This window comes from Rhodopirellula bahusiensis, assembly GCF_002727185.1.
Lineage (GTDB): Bacteria > Planctomycetota > Planctomycetia > Pirellulales > Pirellulaceae > Rhodopirellula > Rhodopirellula bahusiensis.
The window spans coordinates 209126-224840 of the sequence record NZ_NIZW01000014.1 but is presented as its reverse complement, the minus strand read 5'-3'; the positions used below and the strand labels follow the sequence as shown (position 1 = coordinate 224840).

General features: G+C 54.0%; 14 protein-coding genes. 5 read left to right on the top strand and 9 right to left on the bottom strand.

Features of this window, described 5'->3' with window-relative positions; all coding sequences use genetic code 11:
- Positions 1-125 precede the first annotated feature (125 nt).
- Positions 126-1292 carry a zinc-ribbon domain-containing protein gene (locus CEE69_RS33695; protein ID WP_099262158.1) on the bottom strand — a complete coding sequence of 389 codons (1167 nt, stop codon included), beginning with the start codon at positions 1290-1292 and terminating at the stop codon, positions 126-128.
- 653 nt (positions 1293-1945) lie between these two features.
- Between CEE69_RS33695 and CEE69_RS18895 the strand changes: the two genes are divergently transcribed.
- On the top strand, positions 1946-2773 hold the full coding sequence (locus CEE69_RS18895; protein WP_233215386.1) for a Swt1 family HEPN domain-containing protein: 828 nt from the start codon (positions 1946-1948) through the stop codon (positions 2771-2773).
- Between the two features lie 125 nt (positions 2774-2898).
- Entirely contained in the window at positions 2899-3795 is an 897-nt protein-coding gene (locus CEE69_RS18885; protein WP_099262155.1) for an IS1096 element passenger TnpR family protein, read from the top strand.
- A 6-nt stretch (positions 3796-3801) separates the two neighbouring features.
- Here CEE69_RS18885 and CEE69_RS18880 read toward each other — a convergent pair whose 3' ends face one another.
- The 5 genes from CEE69_RS18880 to CEE69_RS18850 form a co-directional block, all read right to left on the bottom strand.
- Positions 3802-4968: a hypothetical protein gene (locus tag CEE69_RS18880; protein ID WP_099262154.1), complete on the bottom strand. Its 1167-nt coding sequence runs from the start codon at positions 4966-4968 to the stop codon at positions 3802-3804.
- 99 nt (positions 4969-5067) lie between these two features.
- Positions 5068-5391 carry a hypothetical protein gene (locus CEE69_RS18875; protein WP_233215385.1) on the bottom strand — a complete coding sequence of 108 codons (324 nt, stop codon included), beginning with the start codon at positions 5389-5391 and terminating at the stop codon, positions 5068-5070.
- A gap of 92 nt (positions 5392-5483) precedes the next feature.
- Positions 5484-7973: a hypothetical protein gene (locus tag CEE69_RS18870; RefSeq protein WP_099262191.1), complete on the bottom strand. Its 2490-nt coding sequence runs from the start codon at positions 7971-7973 to the stop codon at positions 5484-5486.
- A gap of 579 nt (positions 7974-8552) precedes the next feature.
- Positions 8553-8957 (bottom strand): cupin domain-containing protein, encoded by a 405-nt coding sequence (locus tag CEE69_RS18860; protein ID WP_099262152.1) that lies wholly within the window; start codon positions 8955-8957, stop codon positions 8553-8555.
- A gap of 372 nt (positions 8958-9329) precedes the next feature.
- Positions 9330-10274 (bottom strand): alpha/beta fold hydrolase, encoded by a 945-nt coding sequence (locus tag CEE69_RS18850; protein ID WP_099262150.1) that lies wholly within the window; start codon positions 10272-10274, stop codon positions 9330-9332.
- 137 nt (positions 10275-10411) lie between these two features.
- On the opposite strand from CEE69_RS18850, the gene CEE69_RS18845 reads away from it, so the two are divergent.
- Positions 10412-11131, top strand: a complete 720-nt coding sequence (locus tag CEE69_RS18845; protein ID WP_099262149.1) for a helix-turn-helix transcriptional regulator — start codon at positions 10412-10414, stop codon at positions 11129-11131.
- 162 nt (positions 11132-11293) lie between these two features.
- Here CEE69_RS18845 and CEE69_RS33525 read toward each other — a convergent pair whose 3' ends face one another.
- On the bottom strand, positions 11294-11425 hold the full coding sequence (locus CEE69_RS33525) for a hypothetical protein (protein ID WP_261341356.1): 132 nt from the start codon (positions 11423-11425) through the stop codon (positions 11294-11296).
- A 37-nt stretch (positions 11426-11462) separates the two neighbouring features.
- Between CEE69_RS33525 and cls the strand changes: the two genes are divergently transcribed.
- Together cls and CEE69_RS18835 are read left to right on the top strand one after the other, a co-directional pair.
- Positions 11463-12824, top strand: coding sequence for a cardiolipin synthase (gene cls, locus CEE69_RS18840; protein ID WP_233215384.1), 1362 nt, complete (start codon positions 11463-11465; stop codon positions 12822-12824).
- Positions 12825-12827: 3 nt separating this feature from the next.
- A complete protein-coding gene (locus CEE69_RS18835; protein WP_099262147.1) occupies positions 12828-13268 on the top strand; it encodes a PGPGW domain-containing protein in 441 nt (146 codons plus the stop codon).
- A gap of 113 nt (positions 13269-13381) precedes the next feature.
- On the opposite strand, the gene CEE69_RS18830 is transcribed toward CEE69_RS18835, so the two are convergent.
- Together CEE69_RS18830 and arsA are read right to left on the bottom strand one after the other, a co-directional pair.
- A complete protein-coding gene (locus CEE69_RS18830; RefSeq protein ID WP_158231047.1) occupies positions 13382-13678 on the bottom strand; it encodes a TMEM14 family protein in 297 nt (98 codons plus the stop codon).
- Between the two features lie 228 nt (positions 13679-13906).
- Positions 13907-15688, bottom strand: a complete 1782-nt coding sequence (arsA, locus tag CEE69_RS18825; protein ID WP_099262145.1) for an arsenical pump-driving ATPase — start codon at positions 15686-15688, stop codon at positions 13907-13909.
- Between the last annotated feature and the right edge of the window lie 27 nt (positions 15689-15715).

Sequence of the window (15715 nt, the reverse complement as noted above, 5' to 3'; positions counted from 1 at the left end):
ACGGTCCTTCTCGTTGAAAGACTCGTAGAGTTGCTGCATCTGATTTTCGATGTCCGGTCCGTAAACGTTGTTCATAATTGGCCTCCGTGGAGTCATGACCCTGCGATTTTACACGATTGCCGAAGTTATTTCCGAACGCTTCCTAAGCAAGTTTTTGAGTCAGCTCGTAACCCGCTGCAAAAAGGACAGCCCGCACCTTTCGTTCGACGAAAAACGTGAGCCTTCCAGACATGCTCGGGATCGTTTGAACATTGCCACATCACTTTTCTAGAGCTACCCGGCGACACGGTCATCGGATCAACGCCAGGATTGAGAGTTGGATGCCACTCGGCAAGAAGGGCAGGATAGGCGTGACCGATCGATTCCTCTGCCCGAACGACACCTTGCTTGATCGGGCTAACACACATCAGGCATTTGCGTTGCCGACCGTGAACCTTTTTGATCGGATCTTGCCACTCGTGAGTAGGATCTTTGGGACACTGCCACCAGACCTTCGCCTTGGAGCCATGTGAAACGGTTTCCGGTGTCGTTGCCCCGTTCTTCGTTGGATGCCAGTAGTCCAATAGCTCTGGGGCAGTTTCGTTCAATCCGCGCCGTGTAGCGACTTTTCCTGATGAAGCATTCGACCGATTCTTTGTTCCCGAGCGACACATCGGGCAGCTACCTTTACCGCGTTTTCGGGTTTCGATGGCAGCCCTCCATTCATGCTCTGGGTTTTCACTACATTGCCACCAAACTCTCTGAGGATTGGTGCTCGAAAACATCTCAGGCGTAAGCGAGCCATTTTTGGTTGGGTGCCATTCAGCTGCTAATTGTGGCGACTTGCGAGCTAACGAATTGTTGAGCTTCCGACACTGGGGACATTGGCTGCCTTCCGTCCGACTACGAACTTCAGACTCCCACTCATGAAATGAATCAATCCGGCATCGCCACCAAAGGCGTCTGTTCGACTTCGGCGCAAACTGCTCTGGCCGCGCGGCATCGTTCTTGGTCGGATGGAATTCAGCAGCAACTTCGGGAAACAACGCAACGATTGAATCCTCCGGAAGCACCTGCCGGCCCGAGCAGTAGGGACAACCTTGTTTCTCGATCGCTCGGGTTGCAACGCTAGCTTGCCACGCATGCCGGTGATCCTTCCTGCACCTCCACCAAGCCCGGTAGCTGCTATTGTACGGAACCTCATCCCGCTTGAATTTGACGTTCTTCGTTGGATGCCATTCTTCGGCGAGTTCGAGTGAGTACGCCACCAACAGTGGTACGCGGATACCGGTATGCTGCAGCGTTCTGCCCATATCTACTCCCTTGCTTTTTTAACAGTCACTTAACGCAGCGATAGGTTCGCTTTCTTTTTGCCAACAGTCTCTTCCTACTTATTAGGTCATTTCGGTTGCAGCAAAGCAAACTTTATCGTCCCCTCAATTTATCAAGAACCTGCTTAACCCAAGAGACCGAAAAAGGAACCGGAGTTCATTGTTGGGCTCGCGGAGGATACTCAGCCCTGCTTCGCTGTGGAATTGAACCGGAAACGGTTCAGACCAGGGCCGTTGGAGGCCGAGACAGATTGCCAAGACAGGCCTGTCGATTGTTGGTGTGGTTCCGGTTTCCCGAACTACTTCCTGCGGTGGGTTGAACGGTCGCTGGAACATCATGCACGCGTTTGCTTCGACGATGGAACGTTGGCAGAGTCTTTTCAGGACGACTGAGATTGAACTCCGCCGTACACACTGGAGAAGATATGGTTGCTTGCTAGGCTGGTCACTCTTTCTTCGGCAATTCGGGCCGCTCACGGTGACGAAACGGAAGACTCCACCTCTTCGCAGGAAACAGGAAAACTCATCTCGCACGGGTTCGAAGGGCTCGCCCAATAGTGCGAGTGCGGATGGCGAATGAATGGGGAATTGCCTATGGATGTTCCAACGCAATTGCCCGTGATACCTTGATTCGCATGACTGACACATCTTCGACCGTCCGTAGTTTACGTCGCGTGTTTCGAGAGAGCATTGTGGCTCGCGATCTCGCCGAGCCGCTTGCTTCTTTTGATGACACCGCCGCACTCGACACACTGCGTGAGTTCATGCTGGACCGGCCGTTGTCGGTACTGGGCATTCGTCACAAGGGCGTTGTCGCTGGTCTCTTGCATCAAGACCAAATTGATGACCGACCGATCAACGAGCAAATGTTACCGCTTGCCGAAGTGGCGGTGGTGGAAACGACGACACCGGTGCAACAAGTCGTTGGTCTTTTGGACGAGACGTCGTTTGTTTTGGTTTCGACGCTGGGCCAGCCAGTTGGTGTGATCATGCGAGGTGACTTAGAGAAGCCACCCATGCGCATGTGGTTGTTCGGCACGATCACTCTGTTTGAGATGAGCATCACACGCGTGCTCCAGCAAGCGTTGCCCAGCGATGCTTGGCGCGAACTTTTGTCGCCGACCAGGATCGAGAAAGCGGAACAACTGCAGGCCGAAAGAGTACGACGAAACCAGCAGGTGCAATTGGTCGACTGCTTGCAATTGTCAGACAAAGGTCAGTTGTTTGCGAAGTCAGACGAGCTAAGAAAACTGTTTTGGAATCGCTCACGAAATGAGATCCGCCGCATCGTCAAAGAGCTTGAAAGCCTTCGCAATAACCTGGCGCATTCCCAGCCCTACACCCAGGAGAACTGGAATGCGATCTTGCGACTCGCTGGATCATTGGATGGATTTCTCTCCAACCAGACTGAATACGTCGCGACCGATAGCTTGCAACCCTACGAGAGTGACGAGATTCGATAGCATCCTGTGATTGCGTGGAACACAGGCTGGAAGCCTATGCCACCATTTCGATCCGACACCTCTCCTTCGCCCGTTGCTAAACTGAGCCGGCAATGTTGTCGTCATTCTCTTGAAAAGACCATTCCATGGCCGATTTCACCCCAACCCAGGGCCGGTATCTTTCTTACATCCATGCCTACACCGCTGGTTTCGGTTTGCCGCCCGCGGAATCTGAAATTGCGGAGGCCATCGGTGTCTCACCACCGTCGGTCAACCAGATGATGAAGATGCTGCAAAAGAAAGGACTCATTCATCGCGAGCCTGGGGTTCCACGATCGATTCAGATTCTCATTGACGAATCGCTGATCCCCAAATGGTCTGGCGGCAAGATCACTCGGGTCGTCCGTGAGTGGGTGATGACGAATCCCGATACAAAGAAGCAAGCCCGGCCAACTCTCGCGAACAAGAAACACAAGCCACCCGCTGAAATCTACGTCATCAAGATCACGCTGTCGGGTTCCAAACCGCCGATTTGGCGACGCATCGAAACTGGTGACGTTTCCCTCGCCAAACTGCATGAGTTGATTCAGGCCGCAATGGGCTGGACGAACTCTCACCTGCATCAGTTTGTAATCGGGGAAGCCTGCTATGTGGATCCGCGTGGTCTCGAGCATGGGATGATGGAGTGGGCCCAATCCTACTCAGGAATCACGATTGCTAAGCTGGTTGCAATGCAAGGTGCCAAACTGAAGATGCAATACGACTATGATTTCGGCGATGGCTGGGAACACAAAATCGTGCTGGAGAAAATCGTTGTTCCCAAACCCGACGTCACCTATCCACGTTGCACCGCCGGTAAAAACGCGTGTCCGCCGGAGGACGTTGGCGGCATCTGGGGCTACTACGAATACCTCGAAGCGCTCAGCAATCCCAAGCATCCTGAGCATGAGGAGCACATGCAATGGAGCGGCCCATTCGACGCGACTGAATTTGACAATTTAGAAGCAACGCATCTCATGCAGACGGGAATGCCGTCCTGGTAGAGAGACTCAGTTCAATAGCCCACGTTTCCGCAACGACGACTTGAGCATGCTGAGCGTGGGGTGGGCTTTGGCCATCTTCTCGGCACAATTGTGAGCAAGCTTCTTTCCCTTCTCTCCTCCGATGGCTTCGCGAAGATCGGCGAGGATTTCGGCGGCGGCTTTGTAGTTTTCCGTGCCGCGAGCAGCCACGGTCTTCTCAGCTTTGGCGAGCCAGGTCTTGGGCGACGCTTTCATCTTTTCCATTCGCGTTTGGCGTTCTTTCTCTGCCTTCGCAGCTTCTCGCTTGGCCCTTGCGAGTTCTTTTTTCCTTTTCGCTGCGTTCGCCTTCTCTCGCAATTCATTCGCCGAAAGAAGCAGCTCATCAAGCGAGTGGCCTCGCACCGTCGTGGGCCAATCAGCGGCCGATCCAGAATCGCGAATCTCGGCAAGCAATTCGGCTTTGAGTGACGCAGGATCCTCTTTCAACAACCGGCGCAATAGAGCACGCGAACGCGCCTCGCTGATCGAACGGGACCATTCCTGAATCGGATCTTCTTCGTCGGTCTGCGGGACAAGCTTCGGCACGCCATCCGCTGCGGCTTTCAACGTCAACGGATCCAATCCAAAGAGCGGCAGCAAATCGCTGCTGCCTGATGGCATCGTGTCCAGACCGTGCGGCACAGGAGGTTCAATGGTCTGCTCCGGGTCTTCGTTGTCATCGTACGCAGCACACAACCACAACAGGTACAACGCTCGCAAATCCCCGCCGATCAGTTGCTCACGGACTTTCGCCAGCGAATCCAAGTAATCATCAAAATCCCAGACGTCCTCGATCTCACCAGGTTCAAGAAAAGGGCAAACTTTCAGTATCCCGGCTTTGCCTTTGGGATCTTTCTTCCAAGCAATCCCGTCGCAGTTGAGAAACGGTTTGAGCGTCGACTTTGAAAAGGGGAGGCCGCTGGGCAAGCGCAGTTTGATCTCACGACAACCGTAGTTCGCGTAGGCTAGATGCACATCAAAGCCACACCGCAGCAGGCCATCAACGTCACCACCAAACGAACTGTAGTGATACTCAACCGACATCTCCCACCGAGAAAGCTCTGAACGCGACGATTGCTGTGCAGCAAACTCAAGTTGTTTATCATCTAGTGCACGATCAACGGCACGAAAGGCCACGTATTGGTATTCGCTCATAGGATCTTGTTGTTGTGGACGTCCAAAAGGCGACGGGGCATTATTGCGTCGCGGATGGTCTTCGTCCCTGCTTCGTCTTGAAACGGAAGAGGAAACGGTTCAGCTCGGGTCCGCAGGTGGATGATACGGATTGTCAGAGGTGGGCAGATCCGTTGCAACATTGATTTCGTCTTCGGGCGTGGCTTCGAGTGGCGGAGCGACTGGTCGCTGGAACATCATGGCACGGATCACGAACAGAGCCACGGCGACAACGCAGAAAAGCGAAAAGGCCTGGAAGCCGTAGATCAGTGGACCAAAGGCTCGGTTGGCGCCATCAACAATCAATCCCATGTGGCCTTCTTGGGTCATCTCAGCCGGATAGCCCCAGGAAAAACCATTTGTCCGCGACGATTCCCAGATCTGCTCAAACGGGTCCATTGACATTGAATCCTTCACAAGACATATCGCAAACTGCGACGCATGCTCGCGACTGATCTCGACAAGCTTGCATAAACAAACCAATCGGCTCGACAGAATCAATCACGCCCAAGTAGCTTGGCAAGATCTCGAATCAACCCTACGGAGATCATGTAGATGGCAAACGCAACGCATGCGATCACGGCCCATAAAAACACCACGCCGCGCATCATTTCCAAGTAGGTAGCCCGCCCGGATGAATTCCATGCATGAACATAACACAACACGAAAAGCGAAACACAAAGAGCAGCCCCAACCATTGCAACGTTTGCGCGTATGATCCCCCCATGGTGTTGCAGTGACTCAGCGAGGGTGCGAAGAAAAAGCAGCATTGAAACGCAGGCCGAAACGAACAGGATCATGCTCGTCCATGCAAGCAAACGCATAAGGACGGACAACGCACTCGACTCAGTGGCCTGAAGACCAACGCTAAGAAATACCCCAATTACAAAACCGCCCAGCACAAGGACTGAGGCGATTCCCAAAACAAGCGTGCCGGTTGCATACAACCTGGAACCAAGAGATTCAGGACCAGTGATGCACAGCCCCGTTCCGGCAAGAATGCCCGCAACACAACAGCACGCAAAGATCACGAGCGGCCCCATCGGAATTCCGATCTCAGAGATCACCCCGACCGCTTCACACGCCGCTTCCATTAGCGGCAGCAACCCGACTACCAGTAGAGCAATCATGCTCCAGTGGATAGTGAGTAACCCTGCACGTAGCCCCTGGGAATCCGAAACAACAACACCAGAATCCGCCGATGCCATTTCTTGCAACAAAGCACGCCTCCATTGCCACAACTTCAAGACTAAAAAGGAAAAAGCGAGCATAGCAAGACTACCGTAAAAAGAACGAACGATGAAATTGAATCGGTCCTCTCGCCATTTCTCCAATGCTTTTTCGTTCGCTATCTCTTGCCTCCGCTTCTGATTCGCTGCTGCCTTGGCGAGGTTGGCTTTTTGCTCCGCCTGCTGCAATTTTGCCGTGATTTGATTTCGAACCGAATCTTTGTTTTGCTGAAGGCTCAGAAAGGTCGCCTCCGGGATTTCAACGATCATTGAATATCTGAGCGAATCGGCAACCTCTCTTCCCTCACTGGTAGCGACTGCTGTCACGTTCACCGGCTGCAGAAAACATCGCCCGGTCGGCGGTTTGCCAAATGCCTGTTTGAAGTACGTCACCGCCTTTTGTTCATGAGAATCCAGTCTCTCGGGAGAAAGCATGGCAATTTTATTCTGAATTGCTTCTTCCAACTGTTTCGCTGAAACCCGCGCCGTACCACTCGATGCATCTACGACAGCACGATCTTTCCCATAGATGCATGGCACCGAAACGGCAAATCTTACTTCGGGCAATGGTGCCCACAACTCATGTTTGAGAACGATCTCTTCGTCAACAAGCGAGATCGCCAAAAATGTCTGTTGCTTCTTCAAACGCGGTATTTTCTCAACCTGCTCTCGAATCGAATCGCCAAAGTCAATCACATGGAGAAAACCCTCTGACGCAATGACCACACGATGATGGGCGTTCGCCATTGCAAGCGGGATGTTGTTGTCGTCACCCAAATAGAACTGTGTCCTCAATGGCTTGTATCGTCCGAATAGTGCATATCCGAAAGCCTTCCCAGATGACGTTTCACGCCGTTTCCAAACGACCCTCTCCCCTTGCATCCTGAAGTACTTGCCATCAACTTTTCCGATGTCGTATTCTGCGAGAGGGGATGTCTGATGTTTGCAAAACACTTTCGCCACGAGATCCATCCCTACCTCTTCACTCGCGTAACCCTTCGGCGATACGACCACGGTCAATGGAAGATCACGACACGCCATGCTGGCAATCGGTCTCACGTCCTGTATTCCCATTCGCCAAAAACCAAACAGCTGCTCCCTTGCCATGCGTCCGTCCACGATCAACAAAGGGTTCATCGCTTCGCCAAACATCATACCGTCCAAATGCCAAGCTCCCTCAACTGCAAAAACCTCAGCATGCCGCCGCAATGGAGCATTTTTCGAAAGCGTTGCAGGATCAAGGCCGGCCCAACGCTTGGAATCGGTCAAGTCCTTTAAGTTGAGTCGCAGATGTCCTTCTGATGAGCAAACGAGTCGATTTGCCACGACCTCCAACTGCCCAAAGCAATCTTCGTGGCTTTGAGTGTCAAGAAGTTCATGAGTGCGTGCATCCAACGCACTGATTTCACCGGTATCCAAAGTTGCAATGTACAAGCGTTCTTGTCCGATTCCAAATCCGTATGCCTTGGCTGGCAAATCAGTTTGTTCAAGCAGCCTACGGGAATCAAGATCGACGGTTACTAACCGGACCACCGCTGTGCCGAGTTGTTTCTCTCCATCATCGAAACCGGCAGGAAGCAACTGAGCACATAGTGCCAGGTCACCCTCGGTGTTGACATGAACGATCGGCGTTGGCATCGAAAGCTTCAGCGAGAACGTTTCATTCGTTGTAGAAGTGTCCGATTCCTGGGCTCTCGCCAGAGACATCACTGGAACGATCGCCCATAACAGAAAGAAGATTCGGATCCAACGCAGCATCGTAGACACTCGAAAAAGATGAAGGGGGAACGGTTCAGTTCGGATCAACAGGGACAACATGGATTGTCGGAGGCAGGGGAATCCGATGCAACAATAGTTTCAATTTTCTGCATGGATGCGTCAGTTCGTGCAGCAAATTGTTTGTGGACTGCGAGTCGGTGTACGCTGACTCTTGTTATGGGCGGGGAAACCGGAACCTTGTGTAGACCACTGACTAAGATCGCGACATCGATCGTCGAAGTAATTCGGCGCGGTCAAGCCTACAAGTTCATTTCGCAACTTGGACCGAGATCGGACCTGGGTTTCCGATTCGATCCTCGTCATACATGTTTCGCAAGCACACCAGAAAACGCTGACTTGCCGGCGGACAAAATGGATGTGACGAGGGTGCGGTTGCCGCTAGGCGGATCGCCGTTTCCGATTCTCCCTCCATGTCGACCGCGAATTGTTTGACTTGGCCGCCTCCCTGGATTCGCGACGGGCACCGGCCTCGTCCCCTTACTTTGCAAGCTGAACGCGAAACCCTGGAGTGCTACCGGAAGAAGGTGACAACGTTTCATCGCTGCCTGGGACGATGCGTCAGTCAGCCATCAGCTCAGGGTCATCGAGATCGGTTTGGATCCAGCGGTCGGAGACGTGAATGTCGGTTGTCTCGAGCGTCCCAGGTCCGAGGTTGTGATATTTGTGGGGCACATTGGCTGGGCCGAGCAAGATGTCGCCCGCTTTGGCTTCGACCTTCTTCTCACCAATCGTGAAGAGAGCGTGACCGCTGCGAACGATGAACATTTCGTCGTAGGGATGAACGTGCCAGAGAGGCCCAACTCCAATCTCGTCGGTGCGATAGAACAACACCGTCACTCCCGTCCCGATATCCCCTCCCTGAACGACGCCCTTCCAATGTTGATCGTGCGACGCCCAGTCGGAACGGTGAAGAACAACCGGCTCACGATTTGGTGAGTCAGCAATTTGAGTGCCGTCGCCCATGACTAACCTCCAAGGAATTTGTGGTGGGTAGTGATCGAATGACAATCCCCTGATACGCGTGAGCACCGATAACGGCTAGCAACTAACCGCCGATGAAGCATTTGAAACAGGCCGTCGCTCTTTTCAGCAGATCGCTGCCGCGTACCATTTTCCAATGAGCATCCTTGCCAAAGATCCGCCGGCACGCCTCTGTTTGCCTATCGTGGTTTTGCGACGTTACTAGCTGAGACGACGAGAAACCGCGGCGGTGCAAAACAACCGATCAATTGCCACAAGTAATCGAGAATGGCAGGAAGCTCGTGATGTCGATCGCTGCTAGCGGTCGATTTCGCCAGTCCGAAGTGAACTGGGGTGCTTGGAGTTACCCAGCGTTCAGTTGCCATCTTGTTGACCCAACCATTGCAAAATGGCTTGATTGGTTTGCTCCGGTTTTTCTTGCTGGATCCAATGGCCGCAGTCCAGACTGACCACATCCGCGCTGGGAACGAACTCGGTCAATCTTTCAAACTTCGGGATCATGTCTTGTTCGCCATAGATCATCAGTGTGGGCTGCTGAATGATCGGGTTGACGTCCGCCAGCAACCGCCAGTTTCGGTCGAGGTTTCGATACCAGTTGATACTGCCAGTGAACCCCGTCGATTCAAAGGCGGAGACAAAGACAGCCAGATCGTTGTCACTCATCAGCGGTTCGCCCCGCGGCGTTTCAGCCTGGGCAAGATTGATCATCATCATGCCTGGCTCAGGAGGAGCGGGCGGCACGTTCTTGCGAAACAAGTTGCGAAGAAACTGGGAGGTGTTCTCCTCCATCACCGCATTCGCGACTCCAGGCTGGCGATTGAAGTGAACGAAGTAGTTGTCGCCGCCGAAAATCTCTTCCAAAAACTCAATCCAGGGCTTTTCGCCTCGTTCTTGGTAAGGCAAAGCAAGGTTGATCACTCGATTGACTCGTTCGGGATGAAGTAGCGTCAGCCCCCAAACCACCATCGCACCCCAGTCATGACCAACAAAGGTGGCGTCGTCGTATCCGAAGTGATCGAGAAGAGCGACGAGGTCGCTCGCCAAATGTTCGATGTCATAGTCCGTCACTTCGGTGGGACAGGATGAGTTTCCGTAGCCACGTTGGTTGGGGACGATAACATGGTATCCCGCCGCGGCAAGAACCGGCATCTGATGACGCCACGAAAATGCGTGTTCCGGCCAACCGTGACAAAGCACGATCGGATTCCCTGCGTTTTCTTGACCTGCCTCAAAGACTTCGAGTTCCACGCCGTTGACCGAAACGAGGGTGGGTTTGGGAAAGTCGGTTGTGTTGGACACTGCGATACCTTGTTGTTTCTTCGGGGCGAATCAGTTGGACTTGTGTTGCAATATCGAGTGCTGCTTGCAAACACGGACACGCATAGCGTAGAACCTAACGGTGCCAAAACCTGTCACCATTCACCGTGGTTTCTAAATTGAATGCTCGCCCCCGACAAGACGCGATCGTGCGTCTTCTCCGCCGCAAAGGAACTTCGACGGTCGCTGAGTTAGCGACTCAGGTTGGTGCGTCCCGACGAACGGTCTTGCGTGACATCGGCACTCTTCGCGCCCAAGGCTTTGTCATTCATTCGGAACCCGGGCGTGGGGGCGGCCTGCAACTCGATCCGCAATCGGTTTTGACCACCGCGAGGCTGTCGGTCTCGGAAGTCTTTGCACTGATCATCAGCGTTTCGGCAATGCGTGCCACGGGGAGCTTTCCCTTTTTCGGTCTCGCCGACGCTGGGCTCGCGAAGCTCGAGAAAGCTCTGCCGACGGACAAGATTCGCGACTTGCGCCGACTTCTGAATTGTCTGTACGTTGGGAAACTTTCACCACGGGTGAACATTTCGGACATGGGAACGATGACCCCGCAGCTTCTGCCCGCATTCGAGACCGCTTTCCTACGGCGGTTGCATCTACGGTTCCAATACCGAGATGCAAAAGGGGCAGAAACGCACCGGAACATTGAACCGCAAGCAGTCCTGATCTTGCCGCCTCTGTGGTACTTGGTGGCCTGGGATCCTGCCCGCGAAGATTTTCGCCACTTCCGAATGGATCGAATTAGCAAACCGGAATACGTCGACGGCGAAACGTTCCGGCGACGCCATGTCCCGTTTGAAGATCACGTTCGCCCAATCCGCAAGCAACCTCACTGACATCGAAACAGGCTTGATCTTGGATGAGTCCCGTTCGGCCCGGGAAATCAACCCGAGTCGCCTACGCATCATTCATCGAGATCTTGTTCGATACAATTTCTGATTCACGACCGAACCGCCTCCGGATTCCAGCGACGTTTGCCATCGCCACTCGAGCGGACGTCAACCCAAACACTTTGCCATCGCCATGTTCCGACGCAGCAAACCGACCTCCGATTCTGCGGACGCTTCTGCCGAGACCTCCGAGCCGAGGTCTAAGAAGAAGCGGATGCTCGCGGCGTTTGTGATGTTCATGCACGTGCTCGGAGCGTTGACGTCCATTCAAGCTGTGATGTCGACTCGCACATCGCAGGGAGCGGTGGCCTGGGCGGTCAGTCTCAACACGCTGCCATACGTTGCCGTTCCCGCTTACTGGGGACTCGGGCAATCCAAGTTCGATGGATACGACTTGCTGCGACGTAGCGAACAGCTTGCAAGCAGTGACTTTGCCAATCGAACTCGAATGGAACTTGAGGAAGACAACCTGTTGCTCGTGCCTCAAACGCCCTACGAGGAAAGCCAGTCGCGTCTCCTGAACAGCCTTTCGCGACTACCGATCACGACAGGCAACTCCGCCAAATTGTTGATCGATGGAAAAGAAACATTCGACGCGATTCTGGACGGCATCGATGAAGCGGAAGACTACGTGCTCTTTCAGTTCTACATTTTGCGGGACGACAACCTCGGACAAAAATGCAAAGCCGCGTTTCTCAAGAAAGCCGCCGAAGGCGTTCGAGTGTATGTGCTCTATGACGAACTCGGCAGCAAAGACCTTTCGCCGGAATACATCGATGAGCTACGCAGCGGCGGCGTCGAGATCTTTCCCTTCAATACAACCCAAGGGAAAGGCAATCGGTTCCGACTGAATTTCCGGAACCACCGAAAAATCGTGGTGGTGGATGGAAAGGTTGCATTTGTTGGTGGGCACAACGTCGGGGATGAGTACCTTGGCGATCACCCCGTGCTGACACCATGGCGTGACACTCACGTTGAACTTCGCGGCCCAGTGGTTCTCTGTATTCAAACGCCGTTCGTGGAAGATTGGAACTGGGCGACAGGGTCTCTGCCCGAACTGCAGTGGGATCCCAAACGAGAAGAAGGCGGCGAGGTTGTCGCTGCTTGCTTGCCCACCGGACCAGCCGACACGCTGGAAACAGGAACGCTGTTTTTCTTGCAAGCAATCAATTCCGCCAAAGATCGATTGTGGATCGTCAGTCCCTACTTCATTCCTGACGAGCAATTGATGTCGGCGTTGCAACTGGCAGCGCTCCGCGGAGTGGATGTCCGAATTCTGATCCCACAAAACCCGGATCATTTGCATGTGTATTGGTCCGGGATTTCCTACCTCGAAGAAGCCAAGGAGGCAGGCATTCAAATCTATCGCTACCAGCCAGGTTTCTTGCATCAAAAGGTTTGGTTGATCGACGACTCAATCTCATTGATCGGGACTGCGAATCTCGACAACCGTTCGATGAGGTTGAACTTCGAAATCACGATGCTGATGATCAACCAAGAATTCGCGAAGAAGGTCGAAACGATGCTGGAAGCGGATTTTGCCAAGAGCGAACTTGCATCGGCCGCGGAGTACACCGAAAGCTCGCTTCCGTATCGATTCTTGGTCCGAGTCTGCCGCCTTCTCGCCCCGATTCAATAAAACATGACCGACCTTTCCGCGTGGTTGACGCAGCACAAAGAAGGCATGCAGTGGGCGGCGGCCATTTCGGTGGTGGTCTTCTTCGGCAGCCTTCTTATCGTCCCCTGTTTGGTGATCCGTATTCCGGCTGACTATTTCGCGAAACCTCATCGACCACGAACGATGTTTGCGGATCGACATCCGTTGCTGCGTTGGTCCGGGCTGATCATCAAGAACTTACTGGGTGCATCCTTGGTGCTTGCCGGAATCGCCATGCTGGTTCTTCCTGGCCAGGGGCTGCTGACCGTGGTAATCGGGATTTTGCTATTGGACTTTCCCGGCAAGCATCGATTGGAAGCAAGAGTCATACGGATTCGCCCCGTACGGAAATCGATCAATTGGCTGCGTGAGAAAGCGAATGCACCACCGCTGGTGATCGAACGCATCGACGAAGATCGCCATTGATCAAGGACAATGGGATCTGACGCTGAAACGCGGACGCTACGAACCGATGAAGACGAGGCTTCTGCATGGTTGCATCAGACCAACCACGCTTCCTCCGCTTTGATTCTCAAAACCTAATTGAAGAAGCCGACGACGAGCGTGGCGACCGTGACGAGGCCGAGGATGACCACCAGCAGATTTGGCATGACTTTCATTTTCTTCTTCAGCGACGGGCCGAACTGACCGATCAGCAAGAGCGAAACGACGATTCCAAGAATCGCCCCGGCTGTCATGCCTCTCGCGATCAGAAACGCTGAGAGCAGCAGGAGCCCGCCAGTGATGCTGCCGGCAATCAAAGAAGCCTTGCTTTGAGCTTTGACGTAGCCCATCACTCCCCCAAAGACGACGAAAGCTCCGAAGATTGCCGTCACGATTACCGAAAAGTCCACGCAAGTCTCTTTTGTTTCAAATGCCAACTCATGGCAGAATCGTGTCCGTGGAATCGAACACCGATCCATTCGTGCAAGCTGCCTTTCGCCGAATTGTAAAGCAATCTCCGATTGGCACCATCCATCACCACAGCGATGAATGATTGCAGACACTCGCTCGTGACGCCGAAGGGCATGGGTTCCCAACTCGATTTCGCAACGATGAGATTTTCAAGATGCGGAGGTGCTCAGATCGGAATGGGTCAGGCGACTGAGCCCTTGTAGACCGGTTGGTGGTTCAATCTGCCACGGAATCACGGCGACTCGGTTGGCATGAACCTCGCTGACTTCACGCAAGTACGGTTGCTCATGCGATTGCCGTTGTTTCATCAGCGGATCGGTCAATGGCAGCGGGGACAACACTTGATTGACGACCCAAGCGTAAGGTTCGATCTCGGCTCGACGCAAATCACGTTGAAGCGAGGCCGCTTCATGCACCGGCGTCGATTCAGGAAGAGTCACAATCAACACGCGCGTGAAGTCTGGATCGCGAAGCCTTGGCAGCAGGTTCTCAACCGCCTCGGGCATTTCACTGGTTTGCCGTGTGACTTCGCGGTGGTAGGCCAACGCGGAATCCAGCAGCAACACCGTGTGACCCGTGGGAGCCGTGTCGAGCACCACAAATTTATTGGTGCCACTGGCAACGGCATCGGCGAACGCGCGGAAGACGGCAATCTCTTCCGTGCAAGGTGAACGCAGGTCTTCTTCCAGCAGTGCCTTGCCTTGTGCGTCGAGGTCTTTGCCAGCCTTGCCCAAGACCTCTGCCGAATACTTGGCCGTTTCAGCTTCGGGATCAATGCGGCTGACGGACAGATTCGGCAAGCGTTCGTCATTCATGGCTGCCGCAAGATGAGCCGCCGGATCAGTCGTGGATAGATGGACGTCGTAGCCGCGTTCCGCAATGGCAACCGCGACGGCGGCGGCAACGGTGGTCTTGCCAACGCCACCTTTCCCCATCGCCAAGATCACACCGTGCCCCGGAGCGACCAAGTCATCGATCAACTCAGATAGCATTGGCAGATCGCCCACCTGTTCCGAGCCATTCTCGGCGGCGTCCGCAATCGATACGGAGTCGACTGTCCCGAGCAAGCGCAAGGACTCGATCCCAAGCATTCCATTGGGACTGAGCGGAACGATCGTTTGCGGCAGAGCGTTCAGGCCATCGGGAATTGCGTCCAGCGCCGTGGAACCTCGCTGTTGCAGGGCGACGGCATAGCTGTCACTCGAGTCGATGGCTTGGAACACTCCGTTGACGACGAGATGTTGATTGTTCACTCCCAGTTCCGCCAGCTCAGTGCTGGTTCGATCAGCTTCACGCAGAGCACTTGGTTCAGCTCGCGCGACCAACACAAGCGTGGTCGCGGCGGAATCACCGAGCGCTTTCACCGATTCTTGGTAGAGCTTCTGCTGAGCCTGCAATCCAGCGAGTGGCCCAAGGCAGCTCGTCCCCGTTGTGTTCTGCTCCATGAAACCATCCCACGCCGATGGCAACGTGAGCAATCGCAACGTGTGTCCCGTTGGCGCGGTGTCAAAAACGACGTGGTCAAATTCAGCGGTGGCGGACGGATCACCGAGCAAGCGAGAGAACTCATCGAAGGCAGCGATCTCAAGCGTGCAAGACCCCGAGAATTGTTCTTCCATGCTCTTCACGGCCGCGTCAGGCAGCAACCCACGATACGGTCCGACCATCCGCTCGCGATATTCTGCCGCCGACTTTTCAGGGTCCAAGTTCATCGCAAACAGCGTTGGTGTTTCCGGAACCGCGGTCGGATGGTTTCCCAAAGAGACACCCAACACCTCATCAAGATTGGAGGCTGGGTCGGTGGAAACCAACAAGACTCTCTTGCCAGCATCCGCGAGCTTCACCGCGGTAGCACATGCCACTGAGGTTTTTCCGACGCCACCTTTACCGGTGAAGAACAAATTGCGGGTGGGATGATCTAAGAATTTCATGGTTCAGTTCCTTTGGGGTTTCACTTC